This window comes from Burkholderia sp. THE68, assembly GCF_009938265.1.
Taxonomy (GTDB): Bacteria; Pseudomonadota; Gammaproteobacteria; order Burkholderiales; family Burkholderiaceae; genus Caballeronia.
Map to the genome: position 1 here is coordinate 528,157 of NZ_AP022319.1, position 21,910 is coordinate 550,066.

The following is a 21,910-nucleotide window of genomic DNA, read 5'->3' on the forward strand; positions in this document are numbered from 1 at the left end:
CGGGACGACATTCGCCGTAACGCAGGGACCGCACACCGCAGATTCCGAAACAATAACAAGGAGAACGGCCGTGTCCAGAATCAAACGCAATTATCCAGACCCCTTCCGCGCCGGTCGCCGGCAATTTCTCGGCGTCACCGGCGCGGGCATGCTTGCGACGCTCTTGCCCGGTTGCAGCGGCAGCGACGACAACGGCTCGCCCTATCCCCAGACTATCGCGATGGGTCAGCAGATGATCCAGCAGGCCGTCAGCAATACCGCGCAACCTCCCGTGGCGGGGATTTCCATCGCCATGCTCAAAGGCACCAGCGTGGTCTGGCAGGAGGCGTTCGGCGTATCGTCCGTGCCGGGCCAGACCAAGGCGACGGCTCAGACGCGCTTCAATATCGGCTCGGTCAGCAAGCTCTTCGCGGCGCTCGCGGCTGCCATTCTTCAGGATCGCGGACTGATCGAACTCGATACGCCGATCGTCCATTATCTGCCGACCTTCACGATGCTTTCGCCCCAGTACGCGCAGATCACCACGCGGCATCTGCTGTCGCACGCGTCGGGGCTGCCAGGCACCAATTCGCGTAACCTGTTCACGTTCGCGCCGGTTCCCGGCTACGCCGCCGATACGCAAGCCGAATTGGCGAATACGCATCTGAAGCATCTGCCGGGCGAACTGGCCGTGTATTGCAACGACGGCTTCACGATGATCGAACAGATCGTCCTCGCGCTGACCGGGCAGAGCTTTGCGAGTTTCGTCGAAACGAACATCCTCGCACCGTTGAAGATGACGAACTCCAGCTATCTGACGAGCGTGCCCACCAGCGGCTCGTTCTCGTATCCGTTTGCAGATGGCACGCAGTATCAGGAATTCGTCAACGCTTACGCGACCGGCGGGCTGAGTTCCACGCCCGGCGACATGATGAATCTCGCACAGATGATTCTCGGCGGCGGCGTGTTTCAGGGGCAACGTGTGATATCCGCTGCGGCCATCGCCGAGATGGGCAAGGATCAATCTACCGGACTCCTGATCAACCCTTCACCCGAGTGGCGCTGGGGGCTCGGCTGGGATTCCGTCCAGCAGCCAGCGCTCGCCGCGGCCGGCGTTCTCGGATGGGAGAAGGACGGCGGAACCGCGTTCTACTCGAGCGAGTTCTTCGTCGTGCCGCAGGCGCAATTCGCGCTGATGGTGACGGGCAATTCAGGCTACGACGCTCGCAAGCTCGCCGAAACGCTCGTGTTGTCCGCGCTGAAGGAAGACGGCACGATCGCCGCGTTGCCGGCGCAGGTCGGCGGCACGGCACCGCCGGCCGCTTCGGGTCCGGCAATCGCGAACGCAGGCGGCATCTACGGCAACTCCGATTCTCCGCTGCAAGTGGTCGCCAACCCGGACGGCAGTGTGCAGCTCAATCAGTGGAACGGACCCAAGCGCGTCTGGACGCAGCTCGGCGCGTACCAGTACCGCAACGACGGCTGGTGGTGGAGCAACAGCGATCCCGCGTCGTATCGCTTTACCGTCGTCTCCGGAACCGACAGCGCCGGCAACGCGTTCAGCTATCGCTATCTGATGAAGCGCGTCGTGCCGGGCGCGGGCTACGCCTTTCTCACGCTGGCGATCGGTCAGCAACTCGCGCCGCTTGCACCGCTCGACAGCGCGTGGCAGCAGCGCCTCGGCACACAATGGACCTTGACCAATGATTCGCCGACGGCCGTGCCGATCGTCATCCTCGGCAACGAACCGGCTTATCTCACCACCTTGTCCGAGCTTCCGGGCTACGTCCTGTACGGCAATACGGACCTTCGCTATCAACTCTTCGTGCCGCTCTCGGACGATCGCGGCGGCATGTCGGTGAAGGTGCCCGGCAACTTCGGCCGCGACCTGTATGAGATCCGCTTCGCTTCGGCGAGCAGCGCTACTTCGCTAACGCTGGGTAGTTCGATCTACGCGCTCGCCTGATTGCGTTGGGGCGCGCAACGACGCGCCCCGATTCCTCATATCTGAAACCAATTGCTTGACATCTAAACTATCTAAGCCTAAATTACCATTTCGAGGAGACACCAGTCGGAGAGCAAGCATGCGCATCGTCTGCATCGGCGGAGGCCCGGCGGGCCTGTATTTCGCGCTTTTGATGAAACACCGCCACCCCACGTACGACGTCACCGTGGTGGAACGCAACCGCCCGTACGACACCTTCGGCTGGGGCGTCGTCTTCTCCGATCAGACCCTCGGCAACCTGCGCGCAGCGGACCCGCAAAGCGCCGACACCATCCTCGATGCCTTCAATCACTGGGATGACATCGAAGTGCATATCAACGGCCGCACGATCCGCTCGTCGGGTCACGGCTTCTGCGGCATCGGCCGCAAGCGCCTGCTGAACATCCTGCAAGCGCGTTGCGAAGAACTCGGCGTGAAGCTCGTATTCGAAACGCACGTCCTGAACGACGAAGACTACGACGCCGACCTCATCATCGCGAGCGATGGCGCGAACAGCGCGGTCCGTCAGAAATACGCGTCGACATATCAGCCCGATATCGATCTGCGCGAATGCCGCTTCGTGTGGCTCGGCACCAACAAGTGCTTCGAAGCCTTCACGTTCGCATTCGAAAAGACCGAATGGGGCTGGTTCCAGGCACATGCCTATCGTTTCGACGAGAACACCTCGACGTTCATCGTCGAAGCGCCCGAGGGCGTATGGCGCGCCGCGGGCCTCGCCGACATGAGCAAGGAAGAAGGCATCGCGTTCTGTGAAAAGCTCTTCGCGAAGTATCTCGACGGCCACGCGCTGATGTCGAACGCCACGCACTTGCGAGGCTCGGCGCAATGGATCCGCTTTCCGCGCGTCGTGAATCGCGAATGGGTGCATTGGCGTGACGGCGCGAACGGCAAGCGCACGCCCATTGTGCTGATGGGCGATGCCGCGCATACGGCGCACTTCTCCATCGGCTCGGGCACGAAGCTCGCGCTCGAAGATTCGATCGAACTCGCGAACAGCATCGACACGGCCTTCGCGAAACAGGACGGCGATCTCGATGGCGCGCTCGCGCATTACACGCAAGTACGCAGCGTCGATGTGCTGCGCATCCAGAACGCCGCGCGCAATTCGACCGAATGGTTCGAAAACGTGGACCGTTATGCGTCGTTCGAACCCGAGCAGTTCGCTTATTCGCTGCTCACGCGCTCGCAACGGATCTCGCATGAAAACCTGCGCGAACGCGATGCACGCTATCTCGCCTCGTTCGAAGACTGGCTGGCCGCGCGCGCGGGCATCGAACGCGACGCGCAGCAACGTTCCGTTCCGCCGATGTTCACGCCATTCACACTGCGCGGCGTCACGTTGAAGAACCGCGTGGTCGTCTCGCCGATGGCGCAGTACTCCGCCATCGACGGCATCGCGGGCGACTATCACCTGATGCATCTCGGCGCACGCGCGATGGGCGGCGCGGCGCTCGTGATGACGGAGATGACCTGCGTGTCGCCCGAAGCGCGCATCACGCCGGGATGCCCCGGCATGTACGCACCGGAGCATCTCGCGGCGTGGAAGCGCATCGTCGATTTCGTGCATGCGCAGTCGGACGCGAAGATCGGCATGCAGCTCGGTCACGCAGGCGCGAAGGCGTCGACGCGCGTGAGCTGGGAAGGCATCGATCAGCCGCTTCCCAGTGACAACTGGTCGCTCGTCTCCGCTTCGCCGCAGCAGTATGTGCAGGGCGTGAGCCAATGGTCGCGCGAGGCATCGCATGAAGCGTTGCGCGAGATCGAAGCGCAATTCGTGCGCTCCACCGAAATGGCCGCGCATGCAGGCTTCGACTGGCTCGAACTGCATTGCGCGCACGGCTATTTCCTGTCGGGCTTCCTGTCGCCGCTCACCAATCATCGCACTGACGAATACGGCGGTTCGCTCGAAAACCGTCTGCGTTATCCGCTCGAAGTATTCAAGGCGATGCGCGCCGCATGGCCGCAGGACAAGCCGATGTCGGTCCGCATCTCCGCGCACGACTGGGTCGATGGCGGCACGACACCGGACGATGCCGTCGAGATCGCGCGCGCGTTCAAGGCCGCGGGCGCGGACATGATCGACGTCTCGTCGGGGCAAGTCAGCAAACAGGAGAAGCCCGTGTATGGCCGCATGTTCCAGACGCCTTTCGCCGATCGCATCCGCAACGAAGCGGGCATCGCGACGATCGCGGTCGGTGCGATATCGGAAGCGGATCATGTGAACAGCATCATCGCGGCGGGACGCGCGGATCTGTGCGCGGTGGCGCGTCCGCATCTCGCGAATCCATCGTGGACCCTGAACGAAGCCGCGAAGATCGGCTACTTCGATATCGCGTGGCCGAAGCAATACGCCGCCGCGAAGTCGCAACTCGAACGCAATCTGGAACGCGAACGCTCGATGGCCGCCGACAATGCGCGCCTCACGCCGCAAGAACGTGCGCAACGCGCCGAAGGAACGGTCTGATCATGACAGGGCTTGCCAATCAACACGCGGTCGTCACGGGCGGAGGCAGCGGCATCGGCGCCGCGTGTGCAGAAGCGCTCGCGCGCGCCGGTGCGCGCATCACGCTGATGGGCCGCGATATCGCGCGTCTCGAAGCGCAGCGCGACGCGATGCGCGCGCATGGCGATGTCGCGTGCATCAGCGTCGATGTAACGAATGAAGCTGCCGTCGATGAGGCATTCGGGCGCGCCGGTCCGGTCGATATCCTCGTCAACAACGCCGGCCACGCGCAGGCCGCGCCGTTCACGCACACCGATGCCGCGCTCTGGCAACGCATGCTCGATGTGAACCTCACGGGCGTGTTCCTGTGCACACGCGCCGCGCTGCCTTCGATGCTCGAACGCGGCCATGGCCGCATCGTGAATGTCGCGAGCACGGCGGGGCAGATCGGCTATGCGTATGTCGCGGCCTATTGCGCCGCGAAGCACGGCGTGATCGGCCTCACGCGCGCGCTCGCCGCCGAAGTCGCGACGAAGGGCGTGACGGTCAACGCGGTCTGTCCCGGCTACACCGAAACCGAACTGTTGCGCGCATCGCTCGACCAGATCATGTCGAAGACAGCGCGCAGCGAACAGGACGCACGCGATGCGCTCGTGCGCCACAACCCGCAACGCCGCTTCGTGCAACCGGAAGAAGTCGCCAGCGCCGTGCTATGGCTATGCGCGCCCGGTTCCGAAGCGATGAACGGGCAATCCATTTCCGTATCCGGTGGAGAAGTAACGTGACCCAAGCCGCACGCAACAGAAAGACGACGTCCGCGACGGAGCCCAGGGCGCCGCGCAAGGGCATCGAGAAGCCGGCGGAAAACGTCGTCGATCTGGAGATGAGCACGGGCGCCGACAGCCACATGGGCCTGCGTCTGTGGCTGCGCATGCTGACCACGACGAACCTCGTGCAGACCGAATTGCGCAAGCGCCTGCGCGCCGAGTTCGATACGACCTTGCCGCGTTTCGATCTGATGGCGCAACTCGAACGGCATCCGGAAGGCCTGAAGATGACCGAGCTGTCGCGCCGCATGATGGTCACGGGCGGCAATGTGACGGGCATCACGGATCAGCTCGAAAAAGAAGGACTGGTGTCGCGCTATACCGATCCGAACGATCGCCGCTCGATCAGCGTGCGTCTCACGCCGCAGGGCCGCGCCGCGTTCGACAAAATGGCGACCGCGCATGAGCAATGGGTCGTCGAAATGTTCGGCGGTCTCGAACTCAACGAGAAATCGCAGACGCATCAGCGGCTCGGAAAGCTCAAGCAGCATCTCATGAATACATTGAAAGACTGAAGGAGATGGCGATGACCCGATCCTCCGCCGACGCGCTGCTCGCCGGCAATCGAACCACGCTCGCGGCCTATCGCGCGACGCATTTTCTCTGGTCCGTGACGAACGGCGTCGCGACCATCACGCTGAATCGTCCCGAGCGCAAGAACCCGCTGACGTTCGAATCGTATGCGGAGTTGCGCGATCTGTTTCGCCAGCTTGCCTACGCGAGCGACGTGAAAGCCGTCGTGATCCACGGCGCGGGCGACAACTTCTGTTCCGGCGGCGACGTGCATGAAATCATCGCGCCGCTGATCGATCTGCCGATGCCGGAACTGCTGCTCTTCACGCGCATGACGGGCGATCTCGTCAAGGCGATGCGCCATTGCCCGCAGCCGATCATCGCCGCTGTCGATGGCGTGTGCGCGGGCGCGGGCGCGATTCTCGCGATGGCCTCCGACATGCGTCTCGGCACCGCGCGCAGCAAGCTCGCGTTCCTGTTTGCGCGTGTCGGCCTCGCGGGCTGCGACATGGGCGCGTGCTCGATCCTGCCGCGCATCATCGGTCAGGGGCGCGCGGCGGAACTGCTCTTCACGGGCCGCTCGGCAACGGGCGATGAAGGCCGTGACTGGGGCTTCTACAACCGCCTCTGCACGCCCGAAACCCTGCTCGACGAAGCCGCGAAGCTCGCCTCCGAACTCGTCGCGGGCCCGACCTTCGCGCATGGCATCACGAAGAAGATGCTGCATCAGGAATGGAGCATGAGCATCGACGAAGCGATCGAGTCCGAAGCGCAGGCGCAAGCCATCTGCATGAGCACGCGTGACTTCGAGCGCGCCTATCGCGCGTTCGCGGCAAAAGCGCGGCCCGTGTTCGAAGGAGACTGAATGAACGCCGATCCACACAGCGCGCTCGCGTGGCCTTTCTTCGATGCGCGGCATCGCGAACTCGCAAGCGAGGTCGATGCATGGGCCACGGAGCATCTGCAGCACATCGATCATGCCGATACCGACGCAACCTGCAAGCGCCTCGTGCGCATGCTGGGCGATGCGGGGTGGCTGCGGCATTGCATCGGCGGCACGCAATACGGCGCGACGAACGACACGATCGATACGCGCGCCGTATGTCTTCTGCGCGAGACGCTCGCCAGGCACGATGGCCTCGCGGACTTCGCCTTCGCGATGCAGGGACTCGGCTCCGGCGCGATATCGCTCGCGGGCACGCACGAGCAGAAGGCGCGCTATCTGCCGCGCGTCGCGAACGGCACGGCACTGGCGGCGTTTGCGTTGTCCGAGCCCGAAGCGGGTTCGGATGTCGCGGCGATGTCGCTCGATGCGCGCGCCGATGGCGACGACTACGTGCTGAACGGCGACAAGACCTGGATCTCGAACGGCGGCATCGCGGATTTCTATGTCGTGTTCGCGCGCACGGGAGAAGCGCCGGGTGCGCGCGGCATCAGCGCGTTCATCGTCGATGCGGATACGCCGGGCCTGCAGATCGCCGAACGCATCGATGTGATCGCGCCGCATCCGCTCGCGCGCCTGCATTTCGCCAACGCCCGCGTGCCGCGCAGCCAGATGCTCGGTGCGGCAGCCGAAGGCTTCAAGATCGCGATGCGAACGCTCGATATCTTCCGCACGTCGGTTGCCGCCGCGTCGCTGGGCTTTGCGCGCCGCGCCATGCAGGAAGGGCTCGACCGCGCCGCATCGCGCAAGTTGTTCGGCCAGACGCTCGGCGATTTCCAGCTCACGCAAGCGAAGCTCGCGCAGATGGCATTGACCATCGACACGAGCGCGCTGCTCGTCTATCGCGCCGCGTGGCTGCGCGATCAGGGCGAGAACGTGACGCGCGAAGCGGCGATGGCGAAGTGGCACGCGAGCGAAGGCGCGCAGCAGGTGATCGATGCGGCCGTGCAGTTGTGGGGCGGGCTCGGCGTGAAAAGCGGCACGGCGGTGGAATCGCTGTATCGCGAGATTCGCGCGCTGCGCATCTACGAAGGCGCGACGGAAGTGCAGCAACTGATCGTCGGACGAGACTTGCTGAAAGCGCACGGAGAACGTCAACGATGAGCCGAACCTTCGACATGCCGGTGCGCATCCGCTTCTCACATTGCGACCCAGCGGGCATCGTCTATTTTCCGCAATACCTCGTGATGACGAACGCACTCGTCGAGGACTGGTTCAACGACGCGCTCGGTATCGACTATGCGCAGATGATCTCCGCGCGCCGTGTCGGACTGCCCATCGTCAGGCTCGGTTGCGATTTCTCGCGGCCGAGCCGCATGGGCGAAACGGTGACGCTCACGCTGTCGGTCGATTCCGTGGGACAGCGCTCGATTCGCATCGACATCGTCTGTCATTGCGATGGCGAAGTGCGCTTTCGCGCGAAGCAGGTTCTGGTGACGACATCGCTCGACGATGGACGCTCGATCGACATTCCCGGCGACATCGCCCGCGCCATCGAGCAGTTCGCGCCGGGCACGAGCCGCGCATTGCAAGAGGAGACACGCTCATGAAAAAGACCCTTCTGCCTTCGGGCTGGATCAAGCCGCGCGGCTATGCAAACGGCGTCGCGGCGCGCGGCACGCAGGTGTTCATCGCCGGACAGATCGGCTGGGACGAACAGGCGCGCTTCGTCAGCAGGGAGTTCGGCGCGCAGGCCGTGCAGGCGTTGCGCAACGTCGTGGCGATTCTGCGCGAAGCGGGCGGCAAGCCCGAACATCTCGTTCGCATGACGTGGTACGTGACCGACAAGCGCGCCTATCTCGCGGCGGCGAAGGAAATCGGCGCGGCGTTTCGCGAGCTGATCGGCGACTACGACATCGCCATGAGCGCGGTGCAGGTGGTCGCGCTCATCGAAGACGAGGCACTGGTGGAAATCGAAGCCACGGCTGTCATCCCCGACTAAGCGGAGAGCATGATGGAACGGTCAGCACACGTCGATACATTCGCGCGCGATCATCTGCCGCCAGAGGAGCAATGGCCGGTCTTCATGCTCGACGACGCGAATGTCGCCTACCCCGCGCGCATCAATTGCGCGACCGAATTGCTGGATCGCGCGATCGAAAGTGGACACGGCGATCGTCCCGCGATCTGGTCCGATGTCGACGGCAAGCCGCATGCAACGAGTTATCGCGCGTTGCGCGCGCTCGTGAATCGCAGCGCGCACGTGCTCGTCGATGAGATGCGCTTGCGTCCGGGCAATCGCGTGCTGCTGCGCGGGCCGAATACCTTGCAGATGGCCGTCGCGTTTTTCGCGGCGCTGAAGGCGGGTCTCGTCGTCGTGCCGACGATGCCGCTGCTGCGCGCGAAAGAGCTGAAGCAGATCATCGACAAGGCGCATATTTCAGCGGCGCTATGCGACGTGCGTCTCACCGACGAACTGCAACGCTGCGCAACCAGAGGCGACGAGTTCCATTGCGAAACGCTCGCGCAAATCCGCACGTTTCACGACGATGCAGCCGATTCGCTCGAAGCGCTCGCGGCCACCAGGCCCGATCAATTCGATGCCTGCGACACCGCCGCCGACGACGTATGCCTGATCGCATTCACGAGCGGCACCACTGGCGCGCCGAAGGGCTGCATGCACTTTCATCGCGACGTGCTCGCGATGTGCGATCTCTTCCCGCGCCATATCCTCAAACCGACCGCGAACGATGTGTTCTGCGGCACGCCGCCCCTCGCGTTCACATTCGGCCTCGGCGGCCTGTTGTGCTTTCCGCTGCGCGTCGGCGCATCGACGGTGCTGCTCGAAAAGCTCACGCCCGAAACGCTGCTGCAAACCGTCGAACGCTTTCACGCGACGATCATGTTCACCGCGCCGACGTTCTATCGGCAGATGGCGCCGCTCGTCGGGCGCTTCGACCTGTCGAGCCTGACGAAGACCGTATCGGCGGGCGAAGCCTTGCCCGATTCCACGCGTGCCTTATGGCGCGAAGCGAGCGGCATCGAGATGATCGACGGCATCGGCGGCACGGAGATGATCCATATCTTCATTTCGTCGGCGGGAGCGGACGTGCGCGAACATGCGATCGGCCGCGCGGTGCCGGGCTATATCGTGCAGGCCGTCGACGATGCGATGCAGCCTGTGCCGACCGGCACGATCGGCAAGCTCGCGGTGCGCGGTCCGACCGGCTGCCGCTATCTCGCCGACGAGCGCCAGTCGAAGTTCGTGCGCGACGGCTGGAACCTGCCCGGCGATTCCGTCGTGATCGATGAAGACGGCTACGTGTTCTATCAGGCGCGCGCCGACGACATGATCGTATCGGCGGGCTACAACATCTCAGGGCCGGAAGTCGAAAGCGTGCTGATGCAGCACGAAGCCGTTGCGGAATGCGGCGTGATCGGCGTACCCGACGAAACGCGCGGACAGATCGTGAAGGCGTTCGTCGTGCTCAATCCCGGCTTCACCGGCGACGACGCGCTCATTGCGCACTTGCAGGACTTCGTGAAGCGCAATGTCGCGCCGTATAAGTATCCGCGCGTCGTAATGTTTCTCGACGCGCTGCCGCGCACGGAGACCGGCAAGCTCAAGCGCTTCGCCTTGCGTTCGATGTAGCAAGCTCGCAAAACGTTTGCTTGGTAGAGTATGGCTCACGCCCGCCGCGAGGCGGCTTGCCCACTCTTCCGAGCAAACAAGAAAAATGGCTTCGACGCACCGACTCCTCGCCGTCTCCCTCTTTGCTGCATTCGCATTGACCTCACAGGCCGCATCGGCCGCGAGCAAGACGCTCGTGTTCTGCTCCGAAGGCAGTCCCGCCGGCTTCGATTCCGCGCAATACACCACCAGCACGGACTTCGACGCGGGCGCTCACGTCGTCTATGACCAGTTGGTCGAATTCAAGCGCGGCACGCTCGATCTCGTGCCGGGTCTCGCGGAGAAATGGGACGAGTCGCCGGACGCGAAGACCTTCACATTCCATCTTCGACGCGGCGTGAAGTTTCAATCGACGGCGTGGTTCAAGCCTACGCGCGACTTCAATGCGGACGATGTCGTGTTCACGTTCAAACGCATGATCGATCCGAACGAGCCGTTTCAGAAGGCGCATCCGGTCAGCTTTCCGTATCTGACCGATCTCGGCTACGACAAGAACATCGCATCCGTCGACAAGCTCGACGATTACACCGTGCGCTTCACGCTGAAGACCGCCGATGTCGTGTTCGTGCGCAACATCGCGATGGAATTCGCGTCGATTGTCTCGGCGGAATATGCGGCGCAACTGCTCAAGCAGGGCAAGCCGGAAGACTTCAATCAGAAGCCTGTGGGCACGGGCGCGTTCGTATTCCGCGACTATCAGAAGGATGCGACGATCCGCTACGACGCGAACCCGAGTTACTGGAACCGCAAGGACGTGCATATCGACAAGCTCATCTTCTCGATCACGCCCGATGCCGCCGTGCGTCAGCAAAAACTCTCGGGCGGCGAATGCCAGGTGACCTCATTCCCGCGCCCCGCCGATATCGCCGCATCGAAGCAGGACCCGAAGCTCACGGTGCTGTCGGGCGTGGGCTTCAACGTCGCATACGTGGGCTACAACACGACGCACAAGCCGCTCGATAACGTGAACGTGCGCCGCGCGCTCGACATGGCGATCGACAAGCAGGCGATCATCAGGACGGTCTACGAAGGCGCGGCTACCGTCGCGACCAACCCGATGCCGCCTTCGCAATGGTCGTATAACAAGGCATTGAAGGACGCGCCGCACGATCCCGCGAAGGCAAAGGCGCTGCTGAAGGACGCGGGCTTTCCGGACGGCTTCACGATCACGCTATGGGCCATGCCCGTGCAGCGCGGCTATAACCCGAACGCGCGTCTGATGGCGCAACTGATTCAGTCGGACTGGGCGAAGATCGGCGTGAAGGCAAACATCGTCACGTACGAATGGGCCGAGTACAACAAGCGCGCGAAGACCAACGGTGAGCACGACGCGATTCTCTACGGCTGGCTCGGCGACAACGGCGATCCGGACAACTGGCTCGGCACGACGCTCGGCTGCGATGCGGTGCACGGCAGCAATATGGCGAAGTGGTGCAACCGGCAGTTCGACGATCTGCTCGCGAAGGCGCGCCTCGTCACCGATCAGAACGCGCGCACGAAGCTCTACGAAGAGGCGCAAGTGGTGTTCAAGGATCAGGTGCCGTACACGCCGCTCGCGCACGCCAATATCTTTCAGCCGATCTCGAAGCGCGTGCACGGCTATCTGATCAGCCCGCTCGGCGGGCATCGTTTCGACGGCGTCACGTTCGACTGATCAGCCTCCGCGATACCACGCATCGATGCTGTCGCGCTGTTCCCGCTTGCCCGCCTGCATCCGGTACGTATCGGCGCCGCCGACCGCGCTGGTCGCGGCATCGGGCACGACGTGCGTGATGGGCTTCGCGCTCATCGCATGAACGGCGCGCGTGTCGTGCGATACCGGCGCGACCGCGCCACGGCAATGCATGCTTGCCGTGGCGCAATCGTCGGCGAAAGCGTGAATGGCTGAGAACGCCGCGCTCGCGGCCAAAAGAACAGCAATGGTCTTCGCTTGCATGGCGATCCCCGTGAACATGTCGATAAAAAGAGGCGCGTGCCGAAGCAAGGCGCCCGCGCCGACAAGTGCACGGCCTGTGCCAGGAATGGTTCCGATTCGCTGAGAGCCTTGCAGGCGGACGGTTTCGGCGTGACGCACGGTCACGCCGAAAGCGCCCGCATGTCGGGATCGCGCCAACGCTTTCGCCACGCCATGTGCGACGCAATCCGACAGCACGACTGTGCGGGTGTCGTTTTCTGCCGATTTCCGGACGCGTGAGCGAAGGCACGCGCGCCGCTCGATCCGCACACTCTATCGAACCATCATGCCGAGGGCCGCGCGCCTCATCGGCAAATCAGGAGTGAGACAATTGAGCCTTTCGCACGAGCGCAACGCCCGCATCGAATCGTCGCCGCATCTCACTGCAGGCGATATCACCGTCGTCGATCATGCCCTGCTGAAGCGCGCCGTCGGCGCGATGGCGCTCGGCAATGCCATGGAATGGTTCGACTTCGGCGTGTATAGCTACATTGCCGTCGTGCTCGGAAAGGTGTTCTTTCCGTCGAGCAGTCCATCCGCGCAATTGATCGCGACCTTCGGCACGTTCGCCGCCGCGTTCCTCGTGCGGCCGATCGGCGGCATGGTCTTCGGTCCGCTCGGCGACAGGATCGGCCGCCAGCGCGTGCTCGCGATGACGATGATCATGATGTCCGTCGGCACCTTCTGTATCGGCCTGATTCCCAGTTATGGCTCGATCGGCATTCTCGCGCCCGTGCTGCTGCTCGTCGCGCGGCTCGTGCAGGGCTTCTCCACGGGCGGCGAGTACGGCGGCGCGGCCACGTTCATCGCCGAGTTTTCGACCGATGCGCGGCGCGGCTTCTACGGCAGCTTTCTCGAAGTCGGCACGCTCGTCGGCTACATACTCGGCGCGGGCACGGTCGCATTGCTGACCGCGACGCTCTCGCACGACGCGCTGCTTTCGTGGGGATGGCGCGTGCCGTTCATGATCGCGGGGCCGCTCGGACTCGTCGGCCTGTATATTCGCGTGAAGCTCGAAGAAACCCCGGCCTTCAGGAAAGAAGCCGAGACGCGCGAGGCGCATGAACGTTCCCGGCCGAAGCAATCGTTCAAAGCACTGCTCTCGCAGCAGTTCAAGCCGATGATGCAATGCGTCGGGCTCGTGCTGATATTCAACGTCACCGACTACATGGCGCTGTCGTACCTGCCGAGCTTTCTCTCGGCGACGCTGCATTTCGATGAAACGCACGGCCTCTTTCTCGTGCTGCTCGTGATGGTGCTGATGATCCCGATGACGCTCTTCGCGGGCCATCTCTCCGACCTGATCGGCCGCAAGCCTGTGATGATGGCTGGCTGCATCGGCCTCTTCGCGCTGTCCATTCCGGCGCTGCTGCTGGTGCGAACGGGCGCGCTGCTGCCGGTGTTCCTCGGACTGCTGATTCTGGGGGCACTGCTTTCGACGTTCACCGGCGTCATGCCTTCTGCGCTGCCCGCGCTCTTCCCGACGCGCATACGTTACAGCGCGCTCGCCATCGGCTTCAACGTTTCGGTGTCGCTGTTCGGCGGCACGACGCCGCTCGTGACCGCATGGCTCGTCGATGCGACCGGCAATCTGATGATGCCCGCGTACTATCTGATGGCGGCATCGGCGATAGGCGTGGTGTCCGTGCTCGCGTTGCGCGAAACCGCGCGCCAGCCGTTGCTCGGCTCGGGACCATGCGTCGCCACGAAGGCGGAGGCGCTCGCCCTCGCGCGCAAGAAGCTGAAGGTCGTTCGTTCGGGCAGACGCGAGCGCGACGTCGTTCCGCAAAAGAAGCGCGCATGAATCGGGCGGCATTCATGCCGTCAGCGCATTTCTCAACGCTTCGAGAAACCTGACGTAAGCGGTCGCGCCGGGGTCCGCGTGCCCGATGCTGCGTTCCTGCACCCACGCGGCGCGGCCTTTCTTCGATTGCATCGCGGCCGTCGCGCTGACCTGCTCGCGCGCTTTCGCGATCATCGCGTCGAGCCTGTCGGTTGCGCTGCCTTGCGACGCAGCCAGTATGTCGAGACTAGGCACGAGTGCGTCGAGCACGGTCTTGTCGCCGACCTGACTCTTGCCGCGTTCGATGATGCGCGTCGCCACCGCCTGCCCGATCGCGAGCGCTTCGTCGGGGCCGATCGCGTCCTTCCCGTTGACCGTTTTGGCCGCCGCGAGCAGGCCGCCGCCGACGAGCGCCGCGAACGTGGACGGATTCGCCGTCGAGAACGCCTTGGCCGCGGCCAGCATGACTTCGTTCAGCGTGGCCTCTTCGGGCAGCGCGCTCAACGACTTCACGACAGCCGCCGAACCCGCCTGTACCGTGATGCCGAGATCGCCGTCGCCGAGCGCCGCATCGAGGTCGCGCAGTTCATCGGCGTGTGCGGGAAGCGCGCTCAGCGCGCGCGTGAGGATGTCCCGCAGTTCCTTGCTCGTCACACTCATCGCACGCTCCTTTCAGGATGTGGTGCCGTCACGGAAGAACGGCGAATGCGCGGGCGCGTCGAGCAGCGCATCGAGTTCGTCGTCGAGCAGCATCACGGTGATCGATGCGCCGGCCATCTCCAGGCTCGTCACATATTCACCGACATACGAGCGCGCGACCTTCAGTCCTTCATCGGCGATGAGTTTCGCCGAGCGCCGATACAGCAGATAGAGTTCTTCGAGCGGCGTCGCGCCGAGGCCGTTCACGAGCAGCGCGACGCGCGAACCTTTGGGCGCTGCGAGATCGCCGACGATCTGTCCGGTGAGACGTTCGGCGATGGCATCAGCGGATTCCAGCTTGCCGCGATGCGTGCCCGGTTCACCGTGAATGCCGATGCCGATTTCCATCTCGCCGTCGGGCAGCGTGAAGGTGGGCTTGCCTGCGGCGGGCAGGATCGTGGGTGACAGGCCGACGCCCATCGTGCGGCAGTTGGCGTTCGCCTTGGCGCAGATGCGTGCGACTTCATCGAGTGAATCGCCGCGTTCCGCGGCGGCGCCCGCGCATTTGAATGCGAACACCATGCCGGCGACGCCGCGACGGTCGGCGGCGCGTTCCTTGGGCGCGGAGGCTACATCGTCGGTGAGCACGACGGTTTTGATGTCGATGCCTTCGGCTTCAGCGAGGTCGGCGGCGAGGTCGAAGTTGAGTACGTCGCCGCCGTAGTTGCCGTAGACGTAGAGCACGCCTGCGCCGCCGTTCACGGCTTTCGTCGCTTCGAAGATCTGCTCCGATGAGGGAGAAGAGAAGACGTTGCCTACCGCTACGCCACTGCACAGGCCCTCGCCTACGTAGCCGAGGAAGCCCGGCATATGGCCCGAACCGCCGCCGGTGACGATGCCTACTCGGTCCGCGTTTGGTGCGTCGGCGCGGACTAATGCGCGGTGGTCTGCTGTTGCTGACTTGATCCAGTGCGGATGCGCAAGCAGCAAGGATTCGATGATCTCGTCGACGAATGCTTCCGGGTGGTTGATGATCTTTTTCATGTCTGTTTGTCTCCGTGAGTTTGGTTGGATTTGGCTTCTATGGATGGCCTGTGTTCGTGTCGGTCTATTAGCATTGCCCCTCCCCGGGGCGGGGGTCACTTTCTTTGCTGCTGCAAAGAAAGTAACCAAAGAAAGCAGCTTTCCCCATCCAAAGTACTTCATGCCGGCCCCGGCACAGGCGATCGGTCTTGGCACAGCAGTAGCGAGTGCCCTCAGAGGCCATCTCGGGCGTGGACCGCGCACGGTCTGACACATCGCGCCGCAAACGTGGCTGGTTCAGCACCAAATAGCTCCGGCCCGCTGCGCGGCCGACGGGTGCATCGGGTCTGCGAGTACTTCTACGTTTCCCTTTTTTTCGTCGGTTTCCCTTGCGTACCCAACGGCAGCGCGTAGCGCTGTGCCGGAACTCTTTCGTGCTGAACCGGCGCCTTAAAAGTCCTCGCTCGGCAGACCGTGCGCGGTCCAAGCCCGGTCAGGCCTACGAGAGCACTCGCTACAGAGGTCACGAACAACGAGAAGAACACTCAAATTGCGTATGACCGCGGGCGTCTCGAGCTGCTTTCTTTGGTTACTTTCTTTGCAGCAGCAAAGAAAGTGACTGCCGCCCCGCACAGGGGCAACGCCAATAAACCGACACCAATACGGGATCCGGCGAAAGAAACCTCAAACCTTCTTGCGCTGACTGAGCGCATCAAGCAAAACGGCAGCAAAAATAACCCCACCTTGAATGAACTGCGTCCAGAACGGATTCACGCCGAGCAACGAAAGCCCGACATTGATCACCCCGATGAGCACGACCCCGATGAAGGTGCCAACAATCGACCCTCGCCCGCCAGCAAGCGAAGTCCCCCCAATCACGATAGCCGCGATAACCTGCAACTCGAGCCCATTAGCCGCCGAAGGCAAAGCCGAGTTCAACCGCCCGGCAAGCACGATGCCCGCGATCGCCGCCGTGACTCCCGCCAGCATGTAAGTGAAGAACACGACGCGCCGAACCGGAATCCCCGCCAACCGCGCCGCCTCCTGGTTCCCGCCAACGGCGAACACCTGATGCCCAAACGTCGTCTTGCGCAGCAAAACGTGCCCGACGACAAAAACCACGAGCATCACGATCATCGGCATAGGCAAACCCGCAACAGTCTTCGCACCGAAAAATGTGAACGCGTTGGGAAAATCGAACTTGGTACGGCCATCGGAAATGGCGAGCGTGAGGCCTCGCGCCATGGCCATCGCCGCCAGCGTGACAATGAAGGGCACGAGCCTCAACCACGACACCACGAACCCATTGAGCGCGCCCGCAACCGCGCCGACTGCGAGCGCCACGCATAACCCCGTCACGCCCAAACCGACCGCGCCGGGACTCGACCCCGCCATCACAGTCGCGGCGACCATGCCGCTCAGCGCCACGAGCGATCCAACCGACAAGTCGATCCCCGATGTGATGATGACGAACGTGCCGCCCACCGCCGCGATTCCCACCACGGACACCTGCACCATGATGTTGGTGAGCGTGCTCGTCGTAAGAAACTCGGGCGAGGCGATCGACAATGCAATACAGATGATGACGAGCGCCGCGAACAAAGGCCCGATGCCGCTCCTCAACTGACGGATCACACGGCGCGACAGCGCCTCCGTATCCGAACGATTGGCTGCCGTGGAGGTCATGCGCCTGCTCCTGTCGTTGCCCACTGAATGACCGTTTCCGAATTCGCCTTGTCGCGCGCAATCTCGGTCACGATGCTGCCGCGATACATCACCAGCACGCGATCCGACATGCCGAGCAACTCCGGCAACTCCGAACTCACCATGACGACCGCCGCGCCCGCGCGCGCCATCGTCACCATGTGCGCGTAGATCTCGGACTTCGCGCCCACGTCGATGCCGCGCGTCGGTTCATCGAGCATGATGACCACAGGACTCGTCGCCGTCGCGCGGCCCAGAATCACCTTCTGCTGATTGCCGCCCGACAGCGTGCCCGTCATCTGCAACACCGACGAAGCCCGCACGCCGAAGCGCGCGCTCGCTTCCTGCGCAAGTTTGCGCTTCTTCGCGCGGCTCACGAAACCGCCGCTCGCGAGCGCCTTCAGGCTAGACAGCGCGATGTTCTCCTCGATGTTCGCCTCCAGCACGAGCCCTTCGAGTTTGCGGTCCTCGGATGTATATACCAGCCCGTGACGCACGCCTTGCGTCGGCGAATGATTGCTGACCTTCCTGCCGCGCACGAGGATCTCGCCGCCGGTCACGGGCAGCGCGCCGAAAATCGTTTTCAGCAACTCCGTGCGCCCCGCGCCCGCGATTCCCGCAATCCCGACGATCTCGCCCGCGCGCACCGAAAAGCTCGCGTTGCGCAACAGCGGCGCACTCGCAAGACTGCGCACTTCGAGCACGACGGGACCATACTCGCGCGGTTCCCACGGATAGAACGATTCGAGGTTGCGCGCGACCATCGCCTGCACGAGATCGGCTTCGGTCCATTCGGCCATCGGACGCGCGCCGACGGTCGCGCCATCGCGCATTACGACGGCGGAATCGGCAAGCTCGAACACTTCTTCCAGATGATGCGAGATGAAGATGATGCCCATGCCTTCCGCGCGCAGCCGCCGCACCACCGCATACAGATTGGCGATATCGTGGCTTTGCAGCGCGGCGGTCGGCTCGTCCATCACGAGGATGCGTGCATCGCGCGCGATCGCCTTCGCCACTTCGACGAGTTGACGTTTGTTCAACGGAAGATCGCCGAGCCGCATCCACGGCGGCACGTTGTCCAGGCCGACGCGCGCCAGCGCTTCGCGCGCCATGGTGTTGGCCTCGCGCATGCGCACGAAGCCGTTGCGCGAAGGCATGCGGCCGAGGAACAGGTTCTCCGCGACCGTCATGTCGTTGATGAGCGACAGCTCCTGATAGATGACGGCGACACCCGCATCGATCGCTGCATGGGTGCCGCGCGCGAGCGGCATGCCGTCGATCTCGATGGTGCCTTCGTCGGGTTCATACGCGCCCGACAGCACCTTCACGAGTGACGACTTGCCCGCGCCGTTCTCGCCGACGATCGCCATCACATGACCCGCGCGCAGGTCGAGACTCACGCCGCGCAGCGCCTTCACGCCGGGAAAGCTCTTGACGATGCCCTGCATGCGCAATAGCGGCGCTTCGGCGTGCGTGGCCGTATGCGTGTGCGCTTCGGTTTCCACTTTCATGTCGTGCATTCCGTGTGCGGGCCGCGCGTTTCGGGAAACGCGCGGCCGCCGGTTGCCCTTACTGCTTCACTTCCTCGGACCACAGGCCATATTTCTTCACTTCATCCGAATCGATGTTCGACTTGTCGATGAGCATCGTCGGCCACGCGTAGTTCGCGGGCACGTCCTTCTTCGCGTTGTAGTCCGCGATGAACTGCAGCGACTTCGCCGCCATCTGGATCGGGTTCTGCGAGATCGTCGCGTCCTGCTTGCCCGCGCGGATCGCGGAAAGCGCCTGCGCGGTGCCGTCGGCGCCGATCACGAGAATATGCTCCTTGTCGCCGAGCGGCTTGTAGCGGCCCGCATTGTCGATGGCCTTTTCCGCGCCCACGGTGTTGTCGTCGTTCGCGCCGAACACGGCATCGATCTGCGGGTATTTCTGCAGGATGCTGGTCATCGCGTTGAGCGACTTCTCCTGATCGAACGCGCCTTCCTGACGGGCGACGACCTTGATGTGCGGATACTTCGCGATCTCTTCGCTGAAACCCTTTTCGCGGTCCGTCGCGGCCGTCGTGCCGACGAGACCGATCAGATCGACGACGTTGCCTTTCTCCTCGCCATAGCGCTTCTTCAGTTGCTCGGCGATCCATTTCGCCCCTGTCTGCCCGAGCGCGACATTGTCCGACGCGACGAACGACGTCACCTTGCCGCCATCCGAGCCGCGATCGAGCGTGAAAACCGGGATATTCATCGAGTTGGCCTTTTCGACGGCGGGAATGATCGCCTTCGAATCGATCGGATTGAGCACGAGCGCGGTCACGCCCTGGCTCAACAGATTGATCGCATCGTTGACCTGTTGCTGCGCGTCGCCGTTCGCGTTGGTCTGCACGAGCTCGAAGCCCTGATCCTTCGAACCGCGCTCGACGCCCGCTTTCAGGCCGACGAAAAAGGCATTGTTCAACGTGGCGATCGAGAAGCCGATCTTGGGCTTGCCGCCCGCTGCGGTGGCGGGCGCGCTGGCGGGTGCGCTCGCGCTCGCCGCCGAACTCGTACTGCTCGTCGACGACGAGTTGTCGCTCTTCGAACATCCGCTCAACGCGGCCGCCGCGCACAGCAATACGGCGCTCGTTGACTTGCCGAACGTTCCCCAACTGTCGAATCTTGTCGTGCTCCAGGCCATGACTGTCTCCGTTGTACGCATTGTTCAAAGCGAATTTCGTTGCGGTGAGTCTTATCGATCCTCTTCGTTGCGCCTGCCGTAAGTCTTGAACTTCTCCAGCACTTCATCCATCTGTTGATCGGAAAGCAAGGGCGGTGCGCCGATCTGCAGTGCAAGCAGATACTGCTTCGCGAGCACTTCCACTTCATGCGCGAGCCACACGGCGCGCGCGAGATTCGCGCCGAGCGCGATCACGCCATGATGCGCGAGCAGACACGCGCGACGATCGGCGAGCGCGGCGAGCGCGTGATCGGATAATTGCTGGCTGCCGAACACGGCATAAGGCGCGCAGCGTATCGACTTGCCGCCCGCCGCCGCGACCATGTAATGCAGTGCGGGAATATCGCGGCCATGAATGGCGAGCGCGGTCGCCGCGATCGAATGCGTGTGCACGACCGCGTCGACATCGGCGCGTGCGCGCAGGATGTCGCGATGAATGCGCCATTCCGACGATGGCCGTTCGATGCGCAAAAGCTCCGCGTCGTCGCTGATGTCGAGCGGCAGCCACACGATATGCTTCTCATCGAGTTCACGCGCGCTCGTGCCGCTCGGCGTGATGAGCAAGCCGTCTCGATACCGCGCGCTCACGTTGCCCGACGTGCCCTGATTGATGCCGAGCCGCTCCATTTCGAGCGACGTCTCGACGATCGCGCGGCGCAGCGCGCTTTCATCGGCCGCGATCATGCGGCGTTCCCCTCTGCGGCGAACAAACTTCTCAGCGAGCGCTCGAACGGCGCGCGCACGATGCCGCGCTCCGTGATGAAGCCGCTGACGAGCGCATGCGGCGTCACATCGAAGGCGGGATTGCGCGCCTTCATCGCGTCCGGCGCGATGCGCCGTCCGGCGAGATGCGTTACTTCTTCCGCGTCGCGCTCTTCGATTTCGATGCGCGCGCCGCCCGGCGTCTGCAAATCCAGCGTCGATGAAGGACAGGCGACATAGAACGGTATGCCGTAATGATGCGCGGCGATGGCGACCCCGAGCGTGCCGATCTTGTTGGCGAAGTCGCCATTCGCGGCGACGCGATCCGTCCCGACGATGACGACATCCACGAGCCCTTGCGACATGATCGATGCAGCCGCGCTATCGATGATGAGCGTGACATCGACGCCCGCCTGCTGCAATTCGAACGCCGTCAGCCGCGCGCCTTGCAAAAGCGGCCGCGTTTCGTCGGCATAGACCCGGAACGCGATGCCCGCGCGATGCGCCGCATAGATCGGCGCGGTGGCGGTGCCGAGGCCCGTCGTCGCGAGCGCGCCCGCATTGCAATGCGTGAGCACGCCGCAGCCTTCGGTGATGAGCGGCATGCCGTGCTCGCCGATGCCTTCGCACAACGCGCGATCCTCTTCGTGTATTCGCGTGGCTTCGTCGACGAGGGCTGCGTAGAGCGTCGCGGCATCGCTGGCGTCGATATCGCGCGAATGACGCAGCATGCGCCGCACGCCCCAGCTCAGGTTGACCGCCGTGGGCCGCGCCGTTTCGATGTAGTCGGCATGCCTTGCGAGTTCCGCACGAAACTGCGCGACGGGCAGTGCCGTCGATCCGCGCATCGCGATGCATAGCCCATACGCCGCCGCGACGCCGATCGCGGGCGCGCCACGCACGCGCAGCTCGCGAATGGCGCGCCACACCGCTTGAACATCGGCGATGTTCTCCACCACGATCTCATGCGGCAAGCGCGTCTGATCGAGCAGCAGCAGGTCGCCGTCGCGCCATTCGATCGTCGGGGGAAGCGTGCGTGAAGCCATGAGGTC

Annotated in this window: 19 protein-coding genes; 11 read left to right on the forward strand and 8 right to left on the reverse strand. The window is 63.6% G+C overall.

Annotated elements, in window-relative coordinates; translation table 11 throughout:
• The first annotated feature begins 70 nt into the window (after positions 1-70).
• The 10 genes from BTHE68_RS30975 to BTHE68_RS31020 all read left to right on the forward strand — a co-directional run bounded on the left by BTHE68_RS30975 (position 71) and on the right by BTHE68_RS31020 (position 11,995).
• Complete coding sequence (locus tag BTHE68_RS30975; protein ID WP_162070111.1) at positions 71-1,945, forward strand: serine hydrolase domain-containing protein; 1,875 nt, start codon at positions 71-73, stop codon at positions 1,943-1,945.
• 118 nt (positions 1,946-2,063) lie between these two features.
• Positions 2,064-4,448 (forward strand): bifunctional salicylyl-CoA 5-hydroxylase/oxidoreductase, encoded by a 2,385-nt coding sequence (locus BTHE68_RS30980; protein WP_162070112.1) that lies wholly within the window; start codon positions 2,064-2,066, stop codon positions 4,446-4,448.
• A gap of 2 nt (positions 4,449-4,450) precedes the next feature.
• On the forward strand, positions 4,451-5,212 hold the full coding sequence (locus tag BTHE68_RS30985) for an SDR family NAD(P)-dependent oxidoreductase (RefSeq protein ID WP_232078292.1): 762 nt from the start codon (positions 4,451-4,453) through the stop codon (positions 5,210-5,212).
• The gene (locus tag BTHE68_RS30990) at positions 5,209-5,769 is read left to right on the forward strand and encodes a MarR family winged helix-turn-helix transcriptional regulator (RefSeq protein WP_162070113.1); all 561 of its coding nucleotides are present in this window, start codon (positions 5,209-5,211) and stop codon (positions 5,767-5,769) included. The genes BTHE68_RS30985 and BTHE68_RS30990 overlap by 4 nt, the downstream gene beginning before the upstream one ends.
• 11 nt (positions 5,770-5,780) lie before the next feature.
• Positions 5,781-6,632: an enoyl-CoA hydratase family protein gene (locus BTHE68_RS30995; RefSeq protein WP_162070114.1), complete on the forward strand. Its 852-nt coding sequence runs from the start codon at positions 5,781-5,783 to the stop codon at positions 6,630-6,632.
• Positions 6,633-7,814: an acyl-CoA dehydrogenase family protein gene (locus BTHE68_RS31000; RefSeq protein WP_162070115.1), complete on the forward strand. Its 1,182-nt coding sequence runs from the start codon at positions 6,633-6,635 to the stop codon at positions 7,812-7,814.
• Positions 7,811-8,260, forward strand: coding sequence for an acyl-CoA thioesterase (locus BTHE68_RS31005; protein WP_162070116.1), 450 nt, complete (start codon positions 7,811-7,813; stop codon positions 8,258-8,260). The genes BTHE68_RS31000 and BTHE68_RS31005 overlap by 4 nt, the downstream gene beginning before the upstream one ends.
• Complete coding sequence (locus BTHE68_RS31010; RefSeq protein ID WP_162070117.1) at positions 8,257-8,652, forward strand: RidA family protein; 396 nt, start codon at positions 8,257-8,259, stop codon at positions 8,650-8,652. The genes BTHE68_RS31005 and BTHE68_RS31010 overlap by 4 nt, the downstream gene beginning before the upstream one ends.
• 12 nt (positions 8,653-8,664) lie before the next feature.
• Positions 8,665-10,302, forward strand: coding sequence for an AMP-binding protein (locus tag BTHE68_RS31015; RefSeq protein WP_162070928.1), 1,638 nt, complete (start codon positions 8,665-8,667; stop codon positions 10,300-10,302).
• Between the two features lie 85 nt (positions 10,303-10,387).
• Positions 10,388-11,995 (forward strand): ABC transporter substrate-binding protein, encoded by a 1,608-nt coding sequence (locus BTHE68_RS31020; RefSeq protein ID WP_162070118.1) that lies wholly within the window; start codon positions 10,388-10,390, stop codon positions 11,993-11,995.
• Here the strand turns inward: BTHE68_RS31020 and BTHE68_RS31025 are convergent, their stop codons facing one another.
• Entirely contained in the window at positions 11,996-12,277 is a 282-nt protein-coding gene (locus tag BTHE68_RS31025; RefSeq protein ID WP_162070119.1) for a hypothetical protein, read from the reverse strand.
• Positions 12,278-12,626: 349 nt separating this feature from the next.
• On the opposite strand from BTHE68_RS31025, the gene proP reads away from it, so the two are divergent.
• On the forward strand, positions 12,627-14,099 hold the full coding sequence (gene proP / locus BTHE68_RS31030; RefSeq protein WP_162070120.1) for a glycine betaine/L-proline transporter ProP: 1,473 nt from the start codon (positions 12,627-12,629) through the stop codon (positions 14,097-14,099).
• A gap of 12 nt (positions 14,100-14,111) precedes the next feature.
• On the opposite strand, the gene BTHE68_RS31035 is transcribed toward proP, so the two are convergent.
• The 7 genes from BTHE68_RS31035 to mtnA form a co-directional block, all read right to left on the reverse strand.
• Positions 14,112-14,738, reverse strand: a complete 627-nt coding sequence (locus tag BTHE68_RS31035) for a DAK2 domain-containing protein (RefSeq protein ID WP_162070121.1) — start codon at positions 14,736-14,738, stop codon at positions 14,112-14,114.
• A 12-nt stretch (positions 14,739-14,750) separates the two neighbouring features.
• Positions 14,751-15,761: a dihydroxyacetone kinase subunit DhaK gene (locus BTHE68_RS31040; protein ID WP_162070122.1), complete on the reverse strand. Its 1,011-nt coding sequence runs from the start codon at positions 15,759-15,761 to the stop codon at positions 14,751-14,753.
• 663 nt (positions 15,762-16,424) lie between these two features.
• Positions 16,425-17,426 (reverse strand): ABC transporter permease, encoded by a 1,002-nt coding sequence (locus BTHE68_RS31045; RefSeq protein WP_162070123.1) that lies wholly within the window; start codon positions 17,424-17,426, stop codon positions 16,425-16,427.
• On the reverse strand, positions 17,423-18,967 hold the full coding sequence (locus BTHE68_RS31050; RefSeq protein ID WP_174258133.1) for a sugar ABC transporter ATP-binding protein: 1,545 nt from the start codon (positions 18,965-18,967) through the stop codon (positions 17,423-17,425). Before BTHE68_RS31050 ends, BTHE68_RS31045 begins: the two co-directional genes overlap by 4 nt.
• A gap of 49 nt (positions 18,968-19,016) precedes the next feature.
• Positions 19,017-20,117, reverse strand: coding sequence for a sugar ABC transporter substrate-binding protein (locus BTHE68_RS31055; RefSeq protein WP_162070125.1), 1,101 nt, complete (start codon positions 20,115-20,117; stop codon positions 19,017-19,019).
• A gap of 51 nt (positions 20,118-20,168) precedes the next feature.
• Entirely contained in the window at positions 20,169-20,840 is a 672-nt protein-coding gene (locus BTHE68_RS31060) for an L-fuculose-phosphate aldolase (protein ID WP_162070126.1), read from the reverse strand.
• Complete coding sequence (mtnA, locus tag BTHE68_RS31065; RefSeq protein WP_162070127.1) at positions 20,837-21,904, reverse strand: S-methyl-5-thioribose-1-phosphate isomerase; 1,068 nt, start codon at positions 21,902-21,904, stop codon at positions 20,837-20,839. The genes BTHE68_RS31060 and mtnA overlap by 4 nt, the downstream gene beginning before the upstream one ends.
• Positions 21,905-21,910: the final 6 nt, after the last annotated feature.